General features: G+C 54.2%; 20 protein-coding genes. 4 read left to right on the forward strand and 16 right to left on the reverse strand.

Features of this window, described 5'->3' with window-relative positions; all coding sequences use genetic code 11:
• Positions 1-15 precede the first annotated feature (15 nt).
• Positions 16-474 carry a CBS domain-containing protein gene (locus tag HPY30_12410; protein ID QYZ66714.1) on the forward strand — a complete coding sequence of 153 codons (459 nt, stop codon included), beginning with the start codon at positions 16-18 and terminating at the stop codon, positions 472-474.
• Positions 475-590: 116 nt separating this feature from the next.
• Here HPY30_12410 and HPY30_12415 read toward each other — a convergent pair whose 3' ends face one another.
• Both HPY30_12415 and HPY30_12420 read right to left on the reverse strand, forming a co-directional pair.
• A complete protein-coding gene (locus HPY30_12415; protein ID QYZ66715.1) occupies positions 591-1109 on the reverse strand; it encodes a DUF302 domain-containing protein in 519 nt (172 codons plus the stop codon).
• Between the two features lie 51 nt (positions 1110-1160).
• Positions 1161-1772 carry a cytochrome c gene (locus HPY30_12420; protein QYZ66716.1) on the reverse strand — a complete coding sequence of 204 codons (612 nt, stop codon included), beginning with the start codon at positions 1770-1772 and terminating at the stop codon, positions 1161-1163.
• Between the two features lie 405 nt (positions 1773-2177).
• On the opposite strand from HPY30_12420, the gene HPY30_12425 reads away from it, so the two are divergent.
• Positions 2178-2963: a c-type cytochrome gene (locus HPY30_12425; protein QYZ66717.1), complete on the forward strand. Its 786-nt coding sequence runs from the start codon at positions 2178-2180 to the stop codon at positions 2961-2963.
• Positions 2964-3127: 164 nt separating this feature from the next.
• Here HPY30_12425 and HPY30_12430 read toward each other — a convergent pair whose 3' ends face one another.
• The 6 genes from HPY30_12430 to HPY30_12455 form a co-directional block, all read right to left on the reverse strand.
• On the reverse strand, positions 3128-4420 hold the full coding sequence (locus tag HPY30_12430; protein QYZ66718.1) for an FAD-dependent oxidoreductase: 1293 nt from the start codon (positions 4418-4420) through the stop codon (positions 3128-3130).
• A gap of 14 nt (positions 4421-4434) precedes the next feature.
• Positions 4435-5046 carry a cytochrome c4 gene (locus tag HPY30_12435; protein ID QYZ66719.1) on the reverse strand — a complete coding sequence of 204 codons (612 nt, stop codon included), beginning with the start codon at positions 5044-5046 and terminating at the stop codon, positions 4435-4437.
• Positions 5047-5358: 312 nt separating this feature from the next.
• The gene (locus HPY30_12440) at positions 5359-6300 is read right to left on the reverse strand and encodes an ankyrin repeat domain-containing protein (protein QYZ66720.1); all 942 of its coding nucleotides are present in this window, start codon (positions 6298-6300) and stop codon (positions 5359-5361) included.
• A 37-nt stretch (positions 6301-6337) separates the two neighbouring features.
• Positions 6338-6919 (reverse strand): cytochrome C, encoded by a 582-nt coding sequence (locus HPY30_12445; protein ID QYZ66721.1) that lies wholly within the window; start codon positions 6917-6919, stop codon positions 6338-6340.
• 374 nt (positions 6920-7293) lie between these two features.
• Positions 7294-7926: an MBL fold metallo-hydrolase gene (locus HPY30_12450; GenBank protein QYZ66722.1), complete on the reverse strand. Its 633-nt coding sequence runs from the start codon at positions 7924-7926 to the stop codon at positions 7294-7296.
• Complete coding sequence (locus tag HPY30_12455; protein QYZ66723.1) at positions 7926-8312, reverse strand: thioredoxin family protein; 387 nt, start codon at positions 8310-8312, stop codon at positions 7926-7928. The genes HPY30_12450 and HPY30_12455 overlap by 1 nt, the downstream gene beginning before the upstream one ends.
• Before the next feature lie 267 nt (positions 8313-8579).
• Between HPY30_12455 and HPY30_12460 the strand changes: the two genes are divergently transcribed.
• The gene (locus tag HPY30_12460; GenBank protein QYZ66724.1) at positions 8580-9242 is read left to right on the forward strand and encodes a pyruvate-flavodoxin oxidoreductase; all 663 of its coding nucleotides are present in this window, start codon (positions 8580-8582) and stop codon (positions 9240-9242) included.
• Here HPY30_12460 and yacG read toward each other — a convergent pair.
• The 4 genes from yacG to HPY30_12480 all read right to left on the reverse strand — a co-directional run bounded on the left by yacG (position 9239) and on the right by HPY30_12480 (position 11399).
• The gene (gene yacG, locus HPY30_12465; GenBank protein ID QYZ66725.1) at positions 9239-9430 is read right to left on the reverse strand and encodes a DNA gyrase inhibitor YacG; all 192 of its coding nucleotides are present in this window, start codon (positions 9428-9430) and stop codon (positions 9239-9241) included. The genes HPY30_12460 and yacG overlap by 4 nt on opposite strands.
• A 6-nt stretch (positions 9431-9436) precedes the next feature.
• On the reverse strand, positions 9437-10204 hold the full coding sequence (gene zapD, locus HPY30_12470; protein ID QYZ68029.1) for a cell division protein ZapD: 768 nt from the start codon (positions 10202-10204) through the stop codon (positions 9437-9439).
• A gap of 76 nt (positions 10205-10280) precedes the next feature.
• Entirely contained in the window at positions 10281-10796 is a 516-nt protein-coding gene (locus tag HPY30_12475) for a TlpA family protein disulfide reductase (GenBank protein ID QYZ68030.1), read from the reverse strand.
• Between the two features lie 15 nt (positions 10797-10811).
• Positions 10812-11399, reverse strand: a complete 588-nt coding sequence (locus tag HPY30_12480) for a hypothetical protein (protein QYZ66726.1) — start codon at positions 11397-11399, stop codon at positions 10812-10814.
• A 137-nt stretch (positions 11400-11536) separates the two neighbouring features.
• Here HPY30_12480 and HPY30_12485 point away from each other — a divergent pair, with 137 nt between their 5' ends.
• A complete protein-coding gene (locus tag HPY30_12485) occupies positions 11537-11824 on the forward strand; it encodes a DUF4124 domain-containing protein (GenBank protein ID QYZ66727.1) in 288 nt (95 codons plus the stop codon).
• Between the two features lie 4 nt (positions 11825-11828).
• Here HPY30_12485 and HPY30_12490 read toward each other — a convergent pair whose 3' ends face one another.
• From HPY30_12490 to HPY30_12505, 4 genes are all read right to left on the reverse strand, one after another.
• Complete coding sequence (locus tag HPY30_12490) at positions 11829-12839, reverse strand: dihydroorotate dehydrogenase-like protein (protein ID QYZ66728.1); 1011 nt, start codon at positions 12837-12839, stop codon at positions 11829-11831.
• Positions 12840-12991: 152 nt separating this feature from the next.
• On the reverse strand, positions 12992-16576 hold the full coding sequence (gene nifJ, locus HPY30_12495) for a pyruvate:ferredoxin (flavodoxin) oxidoreductase (GenBank protein ID QYZ66729.1): 3585 nt from the start codon (positions 16574-16576) through the stop codon (positions 12992-12994).
• A gap of 184 nt (positions 16577-16760) precedes the next feature.
• On the reverse strand, positions 16761-17171 hold the full coding sequence (locus HPY30_12500) for a hypothetical protein (protein ID QYZ66730.1): 411 nt from the start codon (positions 17169-17171) through the stop codon (positions 16761-16763).
• Between the two features lie 138 nt (positions 17172-17309).
• The gene (locus tag HPY30_12505) at positions 17310-18890 is read right to left on the reverse strand and encodes a HAMP domain-containing protein (protein QYZ66731.1); all 1581 of its coding nucleotides are present in this window, start codon (positions 18888-18890) and stop codon (positions 17310-17312) included.
• Positions 18891-18896: the final 6 nt, after the last annotated feature.

An 18896-nucleotide genomic window follows, 5' to 3' on the forward strand; every position in this document is an offset into this window, starting at 1 on the left:
ACGAGGAGCTCCCCGATGCTGGTTAGCGACATTATGTCAAGATCACCGAAGACGGTGACACCTGATACCAAACTGCTGGAAGTGGTCTCACTGATGTGCCTGTTTCGCTACAGCGGCCTTCCGGTTGAGGATGAAAACGGAAAACTGATGGGTATCATTGCGGAGAAGGATGTTCTGCACCGTATGTTTCCAAAACTGGAGGATTTTGCGGATGTAATGGCTACGCCGGATTACGACGGTATGATGAGCCAGTACAAGGATGTGGTGAACCTGAAGGTTTCTGATCTGATGACCCCCAGGGTTGTTAGCATCGATCCGGATATGCACATATTGCGTGCTGCCACCGTAATGGTACGGCATAAGTTTCGACGCATCCCGGTTGCAGTAGACGGCAAACTCATCGGCATGTTGAGCCTGGGCGACATACACAAGGCTATCTTTCAGGCAAATCTGTCGGAAACTATCTGTAAATAACAGCGGACGAGATCATTGTTTTGGCCCGGTGGGCCATGGAAAAACGGCGCAAATGCGCCGTTTTTATTGCCCAAATGAGAGGTCGGAGTTAAATTTAACTCCGACCCCGGCAGCAATCAGAACTCGCCTGTAGCGCCGGCAACCATTACATCAAGCATGGCCTGATTGACGCGAATGGCGATTTCGGTCAGCTCGGCAGGCAGCATCTGACTGTTGATAAGCATATCCAGGTTCAGCATCATCAGCCATAGTTTGCCGTTCTTGTCCTCCACCATGGCAATACGACAGGGCATGTAGGCCGCATAAATGGGGTCATGCATAATCATCTTGCGGGCGTCTTCCGGGTTGCAGAATTGGAAGATGTCGAGGTAGGGGGTCTTCAGGCCCCGTGCCTGCAACTCTTTCGAAACTTCCTGGCGGGCAACGAACTTCAGATTGATCTCTGCAGCTCGGGACATCAATGCCTGTATCGCATCTTCACGCGTGATGCCATCTTGAAGGCTCATCTGTACAACGGTTTGTTTGATGTCTGTAATGTTGATCTGCGGCATCGCTGGCTTATCAGCTGCCAAAGCGGTAGTGGGGATCGCGATCGCCAGTGCCAGCATAAACCAAAGGTTTTTCAGTGCATTCATTAAGGTACTCCGGTAAATGGTTATATACGCTTGGTAACGCTGTCGATAACGTTATCTTTTGTTGTTGGGTGCCAGCGAAGAGACGTAAGCCAGAATGCTTTCAATCTGCTGATCGGAAAAATTATCGAACGTCTCATCTTCAGGGTCGTCGTCGTGAACCCGTTTGCGCCACTGGAACATCTTGATCTGACGGAATAGATATTGGGAATACTGCAGGGCCAGGGCCGGTATGCCTTTGCGGGATTTTCCCATGCCGTTTTTACGGTGGCAGCTTTTGCAGTCCTCCCCATAGATGGCTTCTCCCTGTGCAATATTGCCCGGCCATTGTGGAATCGCACCCAATCCGGGGGCAACTTTGTTCAGGTTGATACTTTCGTAGTAGGCGGCAATATCGTCGATATCATCCTCGCTAAGTGAATGCAGGGATGAGGTAATAACCATGCGCAGGTTTGGACGGTCGCCGTTGATGTAGGCCTCCACCTGCTGAACCATATAGCCGGCAGGTGTTCCTGCCAAACGCGGGGATGCGGGACCGGGTGTACCTTGGCCCAGTTGGCCGTGGCAAAGCGCACAACTGCGGCTGAGTTTTCTACCGTTTTCCATGTCTACTGCCTGAGCAGCGAGCGGTAGTGTTAAAAGGAGTGTCAGCAATAGCCGTTTCATGAACGAGCCTCCAGGGTTTGTGTATGAGTCGTTTAGTTTTCGAGAAAAAGCGGTTGATCCTGCAGATTTTATCCCAGTTCTTTTGCTGTTATGGGATGTACCTTCAGCTCATCAGGGATGAAGTTAGTTGTTAATCGCGCTGTTATTTACTTTTTTACTTGCCACATCTGCCCCTGTTGATCAGCACTGCAATAAGCGGGTTTTTGGCAGGTATTGGCTAGTTCGGCATTTTGGCAGATGTCGGATAATAGTTCAATTTTCCCTTTATTATCAATGGCTAATATAATTATCAAATGCTAATCAACCGACCTGTTTAAGCTCGAGCAGCCTTCGATGAAAGATTGCCTGATATGTAATAACAGGCTATTCTCAAGTTCGTTCATCACACAAACACGTGAGAAGTCGATGAGTAGATATTTGCTAAAGACAGGGGCTGTTTTTCTTGGTTTGATAGCAGCAGGAATAGTTGTGGCAGGGACATCGGAAAAGGCGATGGAGGAGTACGAAGCAGCACTCCTTAAGGAGCCGAGTATTGAAAATGGAAAGAAGGTGTATGAGATTTGTGCGGTGTGCCATACGCCGGAAGGGTGGGGGCATGAAAGCGGCACTTATCCTCAGGTTGCAGGCCAACTGAATACGGTAATCATCAAGCAGCTTGCCGACATCCGCGCCCGCAACCGCGACAATCCAACGATGCGGCCATTTACTTCACCCCGCCTGCTGGGTGGTGTACAGGAGATCGCCGATGTTGCAGCCTATATCGCACTGCTGCCCATGATCCCAGACAATGGTACGGGCTCAGGGCATGATCTTAAACATGGCAAGAAACTCTATGAAGAGTATTGCACAGAGTGTCATGGCGACAATGGTCAGGGAGATAAGGCTGAGCACATACCGGCGATCTACGGCCAGCACTACCGTTATCTGATGCGTCAGTTCGAGTGGATAAAAAAAGGTCGTCGCAGAAACGCCGATCCAAAGATGGTTAAGCAGATCCGACGCTTTAGCATGCGGGATGTCATGGCGGTGATGGACTACTCCTCTCGTTTGAAGCCGCCGAAGGATAAGGTTGCCGAGGCGGGCTGGCAGAATCCCGATTTCCCTAAATACTCCAGATCATCCAAGATTTATGGTGGTTATGCGATCGACAAACGATCTCATGATATGAGAAGGCCGATCAGACCCAAGTAGGCGTCTTACGGCCAGAAAAAAAAGCGGGGTAACCCGCTTTTTTATTGCCTGTGAGTCAGGATCTGCTAACACAATAAAAAAGGCGGAACCCGAGGGTTCCGCCTTTGAAAAGGATCGTTGTCAAACGTCCTCAGCCGTCATCCCTGACGGTTATGATTCATGACTCAGTTGAAAGCATCGTTGGTGATGTTGTCAAACCAACTGTAGGCGTACTGCACCTCACGGGCTCGCATTTCAGCAGAGGCATCTTTGGGAGTCAGACCGCCGGAGACCTTTGTGATCTTGGAGCCGTCTTTTGCCAGACGATAAACTGCTGCAACGGAGATGCCGTAGTCTTTGCCGATGATAGAGTAGCAGGTGTTGACATAGGCAGGCGTACCAGGCTCGTGACCATTCAGCAGCGCAGCAATGGAAGCAGCGCAGACCTTGGCTTCGGAGTTGGCGGCATAACCGGACTTCGGCATACCCTTGGCGATCGCAGCATCACCAATCACATGGATGTTCTTGTGAATGGTGGACTCGAAGGTGTGCAGATCGATCGGGCACCAGTCGCCTTTGGTCAGGCCCGCAGCGAATGCGATCTTGCCGGCTTTCTGGGCGGGGATCACGTTCAGAACGTCCGCCTGGACTTCGTTGAAGCCAGTGGTCGCGGTACGGGTCTTGGCATCGATGCCGGACAGAACATTGTCGTCGGAACCCTTTGGGGTACCGTGCCACTCGATCATGCTGTTGTCAGTTCCGTAGCCATAGAGATCCTTCCAGCCCTGGGTGAACAGGCCCATCTTGGAGAATTTCGGCTTCGGATCCAGGATGATGATCTTGGACTTTGGCTTGTGCTGCTTGAAATAGTGTGCCATCTGAGAGGCACGCTCGTAAGGTCCGGGAGGGCAGCGGAAGGGGTTGGGCGGGGCAGTGATACAGACGGTGCCGCCATCCTTCATTGCAAGCAGTTGCTTGCGCAGGGTCACGGTCTGTGAGCCTGCCTTCCATGCGTGGGGGATGATTTCCGCCACATTGGCATCATAACCTTCAACGGTATCCCACTTGAAATCGACACCAGGAGCAACGATGCAGCGGTCATAATTGAAGCTCTTGCCGCCCTTGGTCTTGACCACGCGTTTGCCGGCGTCGATGCCGGTGACGATGTCGTGAACGATCTTGACACCATGTTTGCCCATACCGCTGTAATCGAACTTGATCGAGTCGATGGTGCGGTCACCACTCAGAACCTCGTTGGAGAGGTAACAGGTGTAGTAGTGCTTGTTGGCTTCGATCAGGGTGACATCGATGGTCGGATCGGCCATCTTCAGATACTTGGCGGCAGTTGCGCCACCGGTACCACCACCAACTACCACCACCTTCTTACTTGCGCCCAGGGCGATAAAAGGGGCACCGATCATGCCGACAGCTGTCGCTGCACCGGCACCTTGTACAAAACTTCTACGGGTAATCTTCATGTTTTCAATCCCCCTTATTGCTGGCTTGCGTAGAAGTGCATCAGATCGTCAATACTGCCGTCGCCTTTCGCCTTCAGCATCTTGTTGAGTTTCTTTTTCATCTTCTTGGAAATGGGACGGTCGCCCGCCCTATAGTCAGCCAGGGTCCACTTCAGGTAGGGTACGAGCTGGCCGGCGAGGACACCGGAATCGTCATCAGCGGCAGTGCCACCATCTGCATGACACTTTTCACAGTACTTGTCGTGCAGCTTGGCGCCATTCTTGGCCTTTGATGCATCAAACTTCTGGTTTGCTGCGACAAAAGGTTTTTTACCGAAGAAACCTGCCATTGCAGTAAATTCTTCGTCGGTATAGCCCTTGGCAATGCGGCCCATGATGGTAGATATGATCTCGCCACTCTTGTAGCCTTGCATAGTCTCAACAAAGTATTCACTGGAGAGACCGCCGATGCTGGGGATAGCCGGACCGACGCTGGCGCCGTTAGTGCCATGGCAACCGGCACAGGTTTCGGACAGCATTGTTGCGCTGGCGCCCATCATCAGGGGTTTGTCAGCGGCGAAAGCCAGTGAAGATGCACTGAGAGCCAGTGCCCCGATCAGGGCCTTCTTAATAGTTGTGTACGCCATGTTTCCTCCTTTGGGTTTTGAACAGGCTTACATTGGTATAAAGGGATTATTATCCCAGTAAAAAATGCGCTGAAATCTTAAACTCTGCGAAGACTTCAACTGCATTGGCGCGCTAGCGAAAACTCCCTGACTTTCTTTGGATTTATTGTGGATTCCATCCACTTCGCTTGCGCAATGCTCTGGATAACAGGTTGTTCGAAAAACGACCGGTTACCGTTGCCAAGCGGATATTTTTGCTTGACATTATTATTCGTTAATATGGGGTGAGAGTAGATAGTATGGGGCTATCTCATCCTCCACTTACTTTGTGTATCAGCCTGCTCCTTCGAGCAGATTGAAGATATGCTTTTTCCTTTTCTTTTTGGCAATGTCTGCAGCTGTGCGGCCGTCGCTGTTTCTAATTGTTTTATCGGCGCCCTGCTTCAGCAGAAGCCGTGTCATATCCATGGAGCCACTGCTCACAGCCTCCATCAGTGGCGTAATGCCATCTTGATCAGCATGGTTGATATTGGCGCCTTTGTCAATCAGCAGTTTTGTGATTGCTATGTGCCCCTGTCCCACTGCCCAGATCAATGCCGTCGCGCCGTCACGATCCTCTTTGTCGATGGAAGCGTCGAATTTCAGCAGACGTTCTACCGTCTCTTCATTGCCGCGGTCGGCCGCGAGTATCAAGGCGGTGGAGCCGTTTCTGTCCTGGGCATCGGCGTTGGCGCCATGCATGAGCAGTATTTCGGCAGTATCCGTATGCCCTTTTCTCGCCGCCATCATGAGCGCGTTTCGGCCGTGCTTGTCCGATGCGTGGGGATCGGCGCCCTTGAAGAGAAGCTGCTCCACCATGTCCGTGATGCCGTAACGGGCGGCGATCATCATTGAGTCCCAGCCGGCGCGGGTACGATCATGTATGTTTGCGCCGCGTTCGAGCAACATCGCGGTAAGTGCCGGGTGCCCGTTTTCGGCAGCAACGGTAAGTGCAGTGCAGCCTGCGACGGTGCGGAAGTTGACCTGAGCGCCCCTGTTTAGCAGCAGGACGACAGTTTCGAAATTATCGTTTTCGACCGCCATCATGAGCGCGGTCTTACCGAATTTGTTGGCGGTGTCTACCGATACGCCTTTGTCCAGAAGTTCGATGATGGCGTCTGTGTCACCGACAATGGCGGCCAGTCTCAACTCTTTCGCCATCTCCTTTTCACCGGAGAGGGCTGGCGTTGAGATGAGCAGCGCCAGCAGTATTGCGGCAAGCTTGTTTTTCTTCATGATTCTACCGTGACTGTTCCGGTTTCAAAAACGCTCATCATGCCTTGTCGTTATCTTCCCCGGCGGCTTCTTCCGGTTCATCCGGCTCCTCATGGGCGATACCCTTGTGGCAGTCGATACATGTTTTGCCTTCGTCTTCCGCTCTTGCGTGACGCTTACGGGCACTGCGATCCTGTTCGCTCAGATCCATCTGGCTGAAGTCGTGGCAGCTCCGGCATTCGCGGGAGTTTGTACTGCGCATCTTATCCCAAACCCGGTTCGCCATGTCCCAGCGGTGGGACTCATATTTTTCTTTGGTGTCGATGGTGCCGAGGATCTCATGCATGACATCCTTATATGCCATTACCTTTGCGACCATCTTGGGTACGAACGACTTGGGAACATGGCAATCTGAGCAGGTGGCCCGAACCCCTGAGGCATTTTTGTAATGCGTTGTCTCTTTGTACTCTTCCAAGTTCACTTTCATGGAGTGGCAGCTCGTACAAAAGTCCATTTCGTTTGTGAATCCGAGGCCCACATTGAAGAGGCCAGTAAACACGACGCCAGCGAGGAAGATGATGCCTACGAAGACAATGGATACTTTGCCCGCAGCGTTACCGCTGGCACTGTTGCGAAACATACTCCACCCTCAATCTTTTGTTTTAGGTATCGGCAGAAAACGGTGATCTCACCTGCCTGATCTACGAGTGCTGACTTGTTGTTGGAAAAATAGAACACCCAATATTATTTGGCGGATATTACGTCATGCAGTCAATCAATGCAAAACTATGAACTATATGAATTTATTAGAGAAAGCTTATGTTTTTAACCTGTTTGTTGAGGTTGGATGTCAGTAGATACTGTGCTTACCGGCATAGGCGTGCTGCCTGGTTGCTCTGCGGCTGTAAATGCACTCCCGCCGCTATCCTCGCTCAATACCTGCCGGAGGGTGTGTGACAAAGGGTATGTGGCCTTATATACGGTGTGCAGGGAGGGTGTGAGCCGGTATGAAACCTAATCCGCAACAAACGGATTGTTTCGGCGCTCTTCACCAAAGGTTGATTCTGTGCCATGGCCGGGGATGAAGCGTACTGCACTTCCCAAGGGCCAGAGTTTTTCCTTTATCGAATGGATCAGCGCTGCATGGTTGCTTTGCGGAAAGTCGGTTCGGCCAATCGATCCGTGGAATAGCACATCCCCCACCAGCGCCAGTTCGCTCTCACGGTGGAAGAAAACGACATGCCCTGGTGTATGGCCAGGACAATGAAGAACCTCAAGCTCCACCTCGCCGAAGCTTACATGGTCCCCATCCTTCAACCAGCGATCCGGCTCGAAGGCTTCCACAGCAGAAAACCCAAACATGGCAGCCTGATTGGGCATGCCTTCGAGCCAGAAGCGATCGTCCTGCTGCGGGCCCTCGATAGGTATATCCAGCTTTCTGGCCAGTGTCGCCGCGCCGCCGGCGTGGTCGATATGGCCGTGGGTGATGAGGATCAATTGTGGTTTCAGTTGATGGACAGAAACAGCATCAATGATCCGTTCGATATCTCCACCAGGGTCGACAATGGCGCTGGCTTGGGTCTTTTCACACCACAGCAGCGTACAGTTCTGCTGAAAGTCGGTAACCGGGATGATCAATGCCCGCATTAGCTGATTCTCTGTAGTAGTTTTTCAAGTTGCCGCTGCGATTTGGCACCCAGCAGGACTTCTGTAATAACATTGTCCTCTACCAGAACCGTTGTCGGCGTGGCGCGGATGCCGTAGGCGGCAGCCGTCTCTGGCGCTTGCCTGGCATCATATTTGATGACGTTCTCATGATTTTTGGCCATTTCGTCAATGACCGGTGTCATTTGGCGGCAGGGACCGCAAAGCGCGCTGTGAAAATAGACCAGTCGCGAAGAAGGAATGTTTGTTCCGTTGATTGATGCTGCCACGTTTTTTCCGACGCTGCGACGGGCGGAGAGGTGGGTAAGCAGTGGTATCAGTAGCAGGAATGTCGCCAGGACGAGAATAACCAGGAGTGGCCAGTTCATGGTGCTTTGTCCTCATAGTCGTTGTGATTCGCTAATTCGATTGTGCCGGTTACGGACTTTTGGTACCAGCAAAATTCAAAGCCGGGAGAGCCATCGCGGAATAGCGGGAAGGTCACAGTCGGTTCAGACAAAAGGTAAGGATTGTTGTCGGAGCGGTCATGGCAGGCCCCCATTTTTCCTGAAAATAGTGTGTCGGGCTGACAATGATTTTGGCAAAATAACAGCGCTATTTAACAGATAAGTTTTCAGTATTGGATTGCTACAGTTATGAACCTGATTTTCGTCCTTGGCGGATTACTGATCGCGGCCCTGATGCTGGCAAGCATAGTCCATCGTTATCAGGCGCATATGGCGCAGAAACGAATGAAGATCCAGCGCCTGCTGCGAGGTGTGGATCTTGTGGAGGATCTGCTGGACCGGCTTTCGGGATGTCCATTTCCAGCCGGGACGTGGCAACTTATGCAGAAGGATATGTTGGCGCGTTATCAGGCCATCAGAGGGGTGGATCGCCGTTACGAAGGGATCGACAGGCTGATTGGCGAGGTCGGGCAGACGCTGGCCTCGGCAGAAGTGGCATCGCAGAGCCACAATATCCAGGACAAACTGCACCTGCAGAAGGTGGTCGATGCATTTGGCGAGCTGATGGGGTTTCTGCAGGAGGGTGGTTTATTGAACCGGACACCGGCAGACGTGATTCGTCAACATGTAGATAAGTTGGGTATGCAGCGTGCGAAGTGCATCCACCGTTTCCACTTCGTCAAAGCCGAGCAATCATTTGAAGAGGGTAATGTCCACGACGCCCTGGGACATTGCAATGCCATCAAAGAGTTCCTGACAGAGAAGGGGCCGAACAGTGACGAGGTGAGGGCGCTTTACGATGAAGCTGAGGCGTTCAGGAAACGGATCAGCGAGCAGGAAGCTGACAACTAATACTCTGAAAGGTCTTCGTCGAATGGCGTCTCTTCAGAAGGGATCTTATGCTTCTCGTCGAACCACTCCCCAAGGTCGATCAGGCGACAGCGCTCACTGCAGAAGGGCCGCCAGGGTGATTGCTTTCCCCATGTGACGTTTTTCCCGCAGGTAGGGCAGGGGACAAAAGTGGGTTCGCGGTCACTCATGAGGATTTAGAGTACACAGCTCGTGAGCATGAAATCCACGTTCTGCTTCGATGTAACGGGCCTCCCGGTATCCACTGCCTCCAGGAAACGGATGCTGAAACGATGTTTATTGCCGCTGATCTCCACGAACAGGGAGCTGCCTTCCGGCAGACCGACGCGGATCATCTGCGCGGGTGACGGTGTCTCCAGTGACTTCTGGAAAAAGCCCTCTTTGGCCTGTTCCCGGACCGGGTGGTTGCTGGTGCGGATCAGGTTCAGTAACAAGATGATGGCCTCGCGCACAGGGTTGAGTTCCTGGAGCCACTCAAGCATCTGATTCCGGCGGACTTCGTAGGGTTGATTTAACCAGTAGTGGTATTGCGGCAGGTCGAAGTTGCAGCTGCCGCCAGGAATGCTGCTGCGTTGCATAATGGCGGTGAGGAACTCATTCTCGCGCAGCTTTTTGCCAATCTGACCGTCCAGCCGATAGACCTGATGGATCGCCTGCTCCAGGTCGTCCAATACTTGCCCGAGGGCCTGCATGTTGACCCCTGGCTGGCGGCGAATACGTTCCAGATTGGTGGTATGCCGTTCAAGTTCCTTGAGGATTTCGGTCTTCAGATCGGAACGGCTGAAGATGCTGATGGTGCCCAGCAGGCCATTGATGGTGGTGCGGTTGCTCCAGACATCTTTGAGAGGGAGGAAATGGTCAATCTGCAGAAACAGGTGCTCAAGACGCAGAAAGGTGCGAATCCTTTCATTGAGCGGATGTTCATAGATGACGAGATGGGTCACGGCGGCTTGGGCGTCTTCAGGGTGCAATCTCCAATTGTCTCCCATTAGGGTGCGGGAGGTAAATAGCCGGTAAGCCTTATTTCAGCGCCCGCACCATATCGAGTAGTACCGGGTCATCCCATGCCCGGCCGCCGATGGCCCGGTAGGCCAGTCTTCCCTGAGGGTCGACCACGTAGGTTGTGGGCAGGCCCCTGACCGGCCAGGATTGGATGGTTGCGGAGTCCTGATCCAGCAGGAGAGGAAACTCCACCGGATAGTTTGCGGTGAACTGGAAGATGGTGTCTTCATCTTCGCCGATGTTGATAGCCAGCATGACGACCCCCTCCGGTTCCAGAAGCTCCCAGGCGCGCTGCATGGAGGGCATCTCCTCCCGGCAGGGTGGGCACCAGGTGGCCCAGAAGTTCACGATGACCACCCGGCCCCGATAACTGGAGAGACGATGCTCGGTGCCGTCCAGATCAGTGAGGTGGAAATCGCCGGCTTTGGGCAGGTCCGGCAGTGCCTGTAGCAGTTGCGATGTGCCTGCGGCCTGTACCGGTTGAAAGAGAAGGGTGCAGAGCAAAAGCAGGGTTGCGGAGAGTTGTCGCCGCATCATCGGTATGGACATTCAGGGTGTCTCCTGCGGGTTGTCGGCCGGGCATTCAATATTCCGGATAGTGGCTGATTCACGTTTGCCCTCCCGGTGCCAGACCAACGTCAGATTGAATCGTGTTCCCGGTGGCTGGCCGTAGCTGGTCATTCCCCAATTGTAGTCCCCTGGTGCGTAGGTCTGTTTGGTGGGAAGCAGCGACCACTTGAAGGCGATGCGGGCTGCCTGGCCGATTGACTGTTTTTTCCAGTGAGGCATCCAGTCATCTGTCGTGGCCATCGAAGAGGATTTGTTGCCTGAGATTACCCTCCACTCATTCAGATTGAACTGCAGTGAAGCGCCACCCGCAACCGCCGTATTGAGCAGGCGTGATTGGAAAACGCAGCTGGTGGCAAACTGGTTTGCTGCATCCGTGTCGAACCCTCTGGCCTGAAAAAAGGCGCGTGTCTGGTCCGGGAGCCGCTGATTCAACTCGAACAGGATTCCCTCTGCCTCGTAACGCCAGAAGGCGAGACCTGTTTCAGGATCACTGCCGGTGGATGCTGATCCCGCCGCGATCGCAGTTGGTATGAAGAGAGCGCTGAGCAGTAGGGTGATAATGCGCACGGGAAAGGTCTCGCCTCGCGGAGTCAAAAGAGATTTGCCGTTAGATAGTGGGGTAATCACTGTAAACTTGTAAACTTTTGTGAATAGGTGTTTAATTCCGAGCGCTTGGTTTAAATAAGAATAATTAGAGAGATCCCATGAAAAAGCTATCCATTCCCTGGCTCTGCCTCCTTCTTCTGTTATTTTCGTCCGCCACTCAGGCCGATAAGATATACAAATGGTACGACGACGACGGACTGATTCATTATTCACAGACCCTGCCGCACAATGCAAACCAGGTCGAAACCTCCAGTGGCCGGATCAGCGTGGTGGAACAGTCCTGGTCAGCAGGTATGAAAAAACAGGCCAAAAAATTTATGGACGATGCCCGTGTCCACCGGGTCTGGGTGGATCAAAACGGTAAAAAGGTTTCCGGCTGGTACTGATTGCCTAGCTCAAGATGCCAGGACTGGAGCGAAAGCTGTCGAGGATATGGACATAATTCGCCCGCTCGAATTCTGATGGGTCGGCCACACTGATCTGGCTGAGACGGCCACGCACATCTTCGATCGACTCAAAGCCCTTCTCATCCATCCAGGCTTCCAGTCCCTGCAAAATGCCACCGATTGCAGAAGCTCCCTGTTCCAGCAGCAGACTGCAGAAATGCACCACGTCTGCGCCTGCAAGCAGCAGCTTGATGACATCCTCCGCTGTGTGTACTCCCCCCGTGGCACCGAGAGAGAGGGAGGTGCGTCCATGCAGGATGGCGATCCAGCGCATGGCAAGCAGCGTCTCGGCGGAAGTGGATGTGTGCAGGCTTGAGACCAGCCGCAGATTGTCAATATTGATATCCGGCTGATAAAAGCGATTGAAGAGCGACACGCCACGGGCGCCGGCCGTTTCCAGCTGTTTGACCATATTGGCCAGTGAGCTGAAGGCAGGTGAGAGCTTCATATTTATCGGGATATCGATATGTTGGTCCAATTCACCCAGTAGATCCAGGTAGCGTTTTTCCACCACCTGACCGTTGTTTTCGATATCCGCCGCCACATAATAGACATTGAGTTCCAGCGCATCCGCCCCAGCCCGCTGCATCTCCTTGGCGTGTTCGATCCAACCACCGGGTGTTACGCCGTTGAGACTGGCGATGACCGGAATTCCCAGGGCAGATTTCAGCTGCTGGAGATTTTCTAGATAGAGATCCTGGCTGTTCGAAAAATCGTAATGATCGGGCAAAAAACTGTCCGCTTCGCCAAATCCCGTATCCTGATGGTGCAGAAAACGCACCATGTTCTCTTCTTCAGCTGTCACCGCCTCCTCGAACAGGGAGTGCATGATGAGTGCCGATGCACCGGCATCCTCCAAGCGGCGCGCATCATCGATGCTGCGGGAGAGGGGTGAGGCGGAGGGCACCAGCGGATTCTTCAGCTGCATGCCGAGGTATTGGGTGGTCAGATCCATTTTAAACTCCTGTGCTGTAAACACGCTCCGCAGACGTAGGCCGGTTCAAGCATAGCGGAACCGGCAACCCCATACGCCCCGCTTGTTCAGAATGCCCGATCCGCTACGCTTGATCGGGCCTACGTTTATTGTGTTCCATTGTGGCGATTGGCCTATTTCTCCGTCTTCTCTTCCGCATTGGCCACCGCCAAACTGGCCAGTTGTTGATAGAGTGTAAAGCGGGATTTGACCTGCTGCTGTGCAGTGCGCAGAAACCGTTCGGATGCCGTTGGATCGATGCGCTGCAGCACACTGAATCGGGTCTCGGTGGAGGCAAAGTCCCGATAGGGTATGGATGGCGCTTTTGAGTCCATCTTCAGCGGGTTCTCCCCCTTTTTCGTCTTTCTGGGGTCGTAGCGGAACAGTGGCCAGTGGCCGGAGGCTACCGCCAGATCCTGTTGCCGATGGTTATTTGAGAGGTCGACGCCGTGGGCGATGCAGGGTGAATAGGCGATGATCAAAGAGGGACCGTCGTAGGACTCCGCTTCCAGAAAGGTGCGCAGGGTCTGGATATCCTTGGCGCCGTATGCGACCTGGGCGACATAGACGTTTTCGTAGGCCATCGCCATCAGCGCCAAGTCCTTCTTGTTGGTGGCCTTGCCGCCGGCAGAGAATTTGGCGACAGCACCCAGCGGTGTCGCCTTGGAGGTCTGGCCGCCGGTGTTGGAGTAGACTTCGGTATCGAGCAGCAGAATGTTGACGTTGCGACCGGTCGAGAGCACATGATCCAGGCCGCCGTAACCGATGTCGTAGGCCCAGCCGTCGCCGCCGATGAGCCAGACGCTCTTCTTGACCAGTGTTTCGGCAATACTCTCCAGGCAACGTGCCTCAGTGGTATCGATTTTCTGCAGCTTCTTCTTCAGCGTCTTGACTCGGTCGCGCTGCTCGAAGATCACCGCCTCTTCGTGTTGATCCGCTTCCAGAAGTGCATCCGCCAGCTCACTGCCGATCTCATTGCGCAGCGTCTGCAACAGCTCCCTTGCGTGATCCGCCTGTTTATCGATGGCGACCCGCATGCCGAGACCAAACTCCGCGTTGTCCTCGAACAGGGAGTTGGACCAGGTTGGACCACGTCCCTCAGGATTGGTGGTGTAAGGGGTGGTGGGAAGATTGCCGCCATAGATCGAGGAGCAACCGGTGGCGTTGGCGACCAGCATACGGTCGCCGAAAAGTTGGGTGGCGAGTTTTATATAGGGGGTTTCACCGCAGCCGACGCATGCCCCGGAGAATTCGAACAGGGGCTGCATGATCATCGCGCCCTTCAGGGTGGTCTTCTTCAGTTTGCTGCGGTCGTATTCCGGCAGGCCAAGGAAGAAGTCCCAGTTGGCTCGCTCCTGTTCGTGGTAGGCCTGGTCGCCGGTCATGTTCAGCGCCTTGCGCTTGGGATTCTGTTTGTCGCGGATGGGACAGATATCCACACAGAGACCACAGCCGGTGCAGTCGTCCGGGGCAACCTGATAACTGATCTTCAGCCCTTTTTCAAAACCGCCACCCTTGACGTTGGCGCTGAGGAAACTGTCGGGCGCGGCGGCCAACTCGCCTTCCGTGAAGACCTTGGAGCGGATAGCGCCATGTGGGCAGACCAGCGGACACTTGCCGCAGTGGGTGCAGATGTCGTCCTCCCACTTCGGCAGTTGCAGGGCGATATTGCGTTTCTCGAAGGCGGCGGTGCCCGGCGGCCAGGTGCCGTCTGCCGGCATCAGGCTGACTGGAATCTCGTCCCCTCTGCCCGCAATGATGGGGGCAGTGACCTGCTGTACGAACTTAGGGGCGAAGTCGGGTACGGGTGGTTTTCTTTCAAAGGTGCTGTCAGCAGCGCTGGGAATCTCTACCTGATGCAGACCGGCCAGTGCCGCATCGATAGCCTGGAAATTACGCTCCAGCAGCCGTTTGCCTTTACGTCCATAGGTCTTTTTCACCGCTTGTTTGATCAGCTCGATGGCCTTTTCCTGATCGATGATACCGGCGATAGCGAAGAAGCAGGTCTGCATGATTGTGTTGATGCGCCGCCCCATGCCGGTTTCGTCGGCGATCCTGTAGGCATCGATGACGTGGAAGGTGAGACCCTTGTCGATGATCTGCTGCTGCATTCGCCGGGGCAGAGTCTGCCAGACCTGGGCCGGTGGCGCGGGGGAGTTGAGCAGGAACACGCCGTTTTGGGCCGCCTTGTCGAGCATGTCGTAGCGGTCGAGAAAGATCGGCTGGTGGCAGGCGACAAAGTTCGCCTCATTGTTGCCGATCAGATAGGTGGAGCGGATGGGAGCCGGACCGAAACGCAGATGGGAGACGGTGACCGCGCCGGATTTTTTGGAGTCGTACTGAAAATAACCCTGGGCAAAGTTGTCGGTCTGCTCGCCGATGATCTTGATGGAATTTTTGTTGGCGGAGACAGTGCCGTCAGCGCCCAGCCCATAGAAAACACAGCCGGTGACGCCCTCTGTCGCATCGGGTCTGAAGGTTGGATCCCACGCCAGGCTGCTGTGGCTTACATCATCGAAAATGCCGACGGTGAAGGGGTGTTTGGGCGAATCCTGCGACAGCTCGTCGAAGATGCCTTTCACCATTGCGGGGGTGAACTCTTTGGAAGAGAGACCATAACGTCCGCCGATAATTCGGGGCAGGGTCTCCCGCCCGCCAAGACTGAAGGCCTGGGCGAAGGCATTCAATACATCCTTGTAGAGCGGTTCGCCGTCGGATCCCGGCTCTTTGGTGCGGTCGAGAACCGCGATTTTCCGCACGGTTTGCGGAATCGCCTGCAGCATGATTTCAGGGTCAAAAGGCCGGAACAGGCGCACCTTGACCAAACCGACGGCTTCGCCCCTGGCGGCGAGATGCTCCACGGTCTCTTCCGCTGCGCCGATGCCGGAGCCCATCAGCATGATCAGCCGTTCAGGTTCTTCGGCGCCGATATATTCGAACAGGCGGTAGTGGCGGCCGGTGAGCTCGGCGAAACGTTCCATCCACCCCTGTACTATCAACGGCAGTCTTTCATAGAACAGGTTGACCGATTCGCGGCCCTGAAAGTAGACATCCGGGTTTTGGGATGTGCCGCGTATCACCGGATGGTCGGGTGACATGGCGCGCTGGCGATAGCCTGTGACCAGCTCATCGTCGATCATGCCGCGCACCGTATCATCGCTTGGCCGTGCTATCTTGTTGAGCTCGTGGGAGGTGCGGAAACCGTCAAAGAAGTGGACAAAGGGAATGCGTCCCTCCAGCGTGGCGGCCTGGGAGATGAGGGCAAAATCCGCCACCTCCTGTACGCTCGCCGAGCAGAGCATGGCATAACCTGTGCCCCGGCAGGCCATGACATCGGCATGGTCACCAAAGATCGACAGCGCCTGTGCTGCCAGCGAGCGCGCCGAGACATGTAGCACGGTAGGCGTCAGTTCACCGGCGATCTTATACATGTTCGGGATCATCAACAGCAGCCCCTGGGAGGCGGTAAACGAGGTCGAGAGCGACCCCGCTTGCAGCGCCCCGTGAATGGCTCCGGCGGCACCGCCCTCGCTCTGCATCTCCACCACATCCGGCACTGTGCCCCAGATGTTTTTGATACCGCAGGTAGACCATTCGTCAGACCATTCACCCATCGGTGATGCGGGTGTGATCGGGTAGATGGCGATGACTTCATTGGTCAGATGGGCGATATGGGCGGCGGCCTCGTTACCGTCGATAGTGACCATCTTGTCTGACATATCTTCTGTCCCTTATGTGTTGTTTTGGGATACCCAAAAAGGTATAGCAGGTATTTTGGAACAGTGGGTGACAAGTGGCGATGATAAGGGTCAATCGACACTTTGAATCAACATGGATACTACGGTGTCCGATAGTATGTAGGCCTGATCAAGCGCAGCGGATCAGGCAAGATATCATTTTGGGTTACTCAGGCTTTCGATAGTCCATGCGCAGATGGAAGCGGCTGTTCATCGGCAGTTGGTAATCGGTGATCTCGATGCGCAGCTCGCCGGTGATGAGATCGTCCTCAGCGTGCCAATGTTTCTTGTCGTTGCTTACCCAGGCCTTGTGGAGATAGAGGTCTTTGGCGAGAAATACCGGCAGGACCTGATGCGCTGTATCAGCGAACAGGGAGCCTTCGACTGTCACATCAAGCAGGACGGGCTGTTCTTTGCTCAGATGAAGAATGTAGTCCCCGTCTTTTGGAGCGGGTTGGCCAAGCTTGATGACGGGTAGTTTTGCAAAGGTTTCATCACTTGGTTTCAACAGGGTTGAACAACCAGTGAGCAGCAGTGAGATTGATATGACGATACTAATGGCGATTCGGCTTGGCATGACTTGGGTCCCTTAAATCAGTGGGCTGAACAGCTTGGCTGACAGCAGAAAAATGTACCGTGTTGTGCAGGGACAGGTTAGATCGAAACAGGGTTGGGATTCAGTTGGGATTCGGTATCGGTTTGTAACGGAATGTAATCACATGTCGGGCCAGCACAGGACAAAGCAGGCTCCACCCAAGTTACTCTCTTCCACTATTAGTGAGCCCTGGTGTCGAACCATGATCCGGTGGACAATTGCCAACCCGAGGCCCGTGCCGCCGGAGCGCCGGTCACGGCTCTCATCGAGTCTGACGAAGGGCTGCAGAATGCGCTCGCGGTCTTCAGCGGAAACACCGGGGCCATCGTCTTCCACTGCGAGTCGCCACAAGTTCGAAGAGTGAGTGAGGGTAATTTGGATCTCACTCCTGGCGTAACGTTGTGCATTGCGCAGCAGGTTGTCTAAGGCGCGGGCCAGCTGCCGTTCGTCAAAAGTGCAATTCTCTTGCTCGATGCTACCGGCAATGTTGCAGTGGATGGTCACTCCGTCCCGGCTTTCGAAGCGTGTTATATGTTTCCTGAGCCAGGGCGTTATCAACTGTTGTTCAAACTGGAAGGCTGGGCCGTCGCGGTCCAGCCGTGCATGATCCAGAAGTTCGCTGACAAGTTGCTCCAGTTCCGCGAGATCCTCCCGCATCCCGGCCAGATGGCGCGACCGTGTCTCCATATCGTTTTGTTGTTCCAGCATCTCCATGCCAAAATGCAGCCGCGAGATGGGGGTCCGAAGTTCATGGGAGACGGCGTTGGTGAGGTCGCGATGTGAGCGGATCAGACGTTGGATGCGGTCTGCCATGCTATTGAAGGTGCCTGCCAGGTGTTGGATGGCAGAGCGTTTGGAAACCGACAGACGGCTGCTGAACTCCCCTTTGCCGAAAGCCTGGGCACGGCTGTCCAGCTGTTTGAGATCACGCCAGATGGGACGAACCCAGAAATAGACTACCAATGCGACCAGCAAAGCAAGCAGCCCAATCAGAATGTAGCTGAAGGCATCCAGTAAAAAAGGGATGCCGATGGGGCCCGCTTTGACCGTGTAGGCTGAATCACCGACCCGCATAAGATAGTGCTCTGTCGGTTCATCGATATCAAAAACCAGCAGCTTGCCGGCTCTCATCTCCTCGCGTTTTTCCGCTGTAAGATCTGGCTGATCGATAGGGACAATCGTAAGCGGAATGCCGAAGTGAGGTTGCAGTTCTGCGATGGCCTGAGGCCACATGGATTGGGGACGGTTGAGCAGCCATTCAGAGATCAGGTGGGCTGTTCCTTTCGCGCTACGCAGGGAATCCTCGGTTCGGGTCTGGCCCATTGCGAGTGAAAGGTACTGGTCGGTATCGAACAACCGCTTGTACAGGAAGACAGCCCGTTGGTCGTGCTGCTCGAAAACTATCTGATGGGCGTTTAGCGGCGAGAGGTCCTGTGAGCTGAAATCGTGGTCTGCAACCTTGCCGATGCTGAGCGGATAACCGAAATGGGGCTGGAGTTCTTCGATGACTCTTTGCCATTCAGCGGCTGGCCGATTTTGCAGACGTTTCTCGATAAGGTCGAAAGTGCCGGACATCACACGGTTATAGTAGACTTGTGTCGTTTTATGTAGCAGCATTTTCGGCAGCACCTGCATCGCAACGATGAAACCTCCCAAGCTGAGTGCAAGGCTGATATAGAGGGTAAGAAATATACGGCCCATGGATGG

The organism is Gammaproteobacteria bacterium (ex Lamellibrachia satsuma), from assembly GCA_019623805.1.
In the GTDB taxonomy this organism is placed as follows: domain Bacteria; phylum Pseudomonadota; class Gammaproteobacteria; order Chromatiales; family Chromatiaceae; genus QGON01.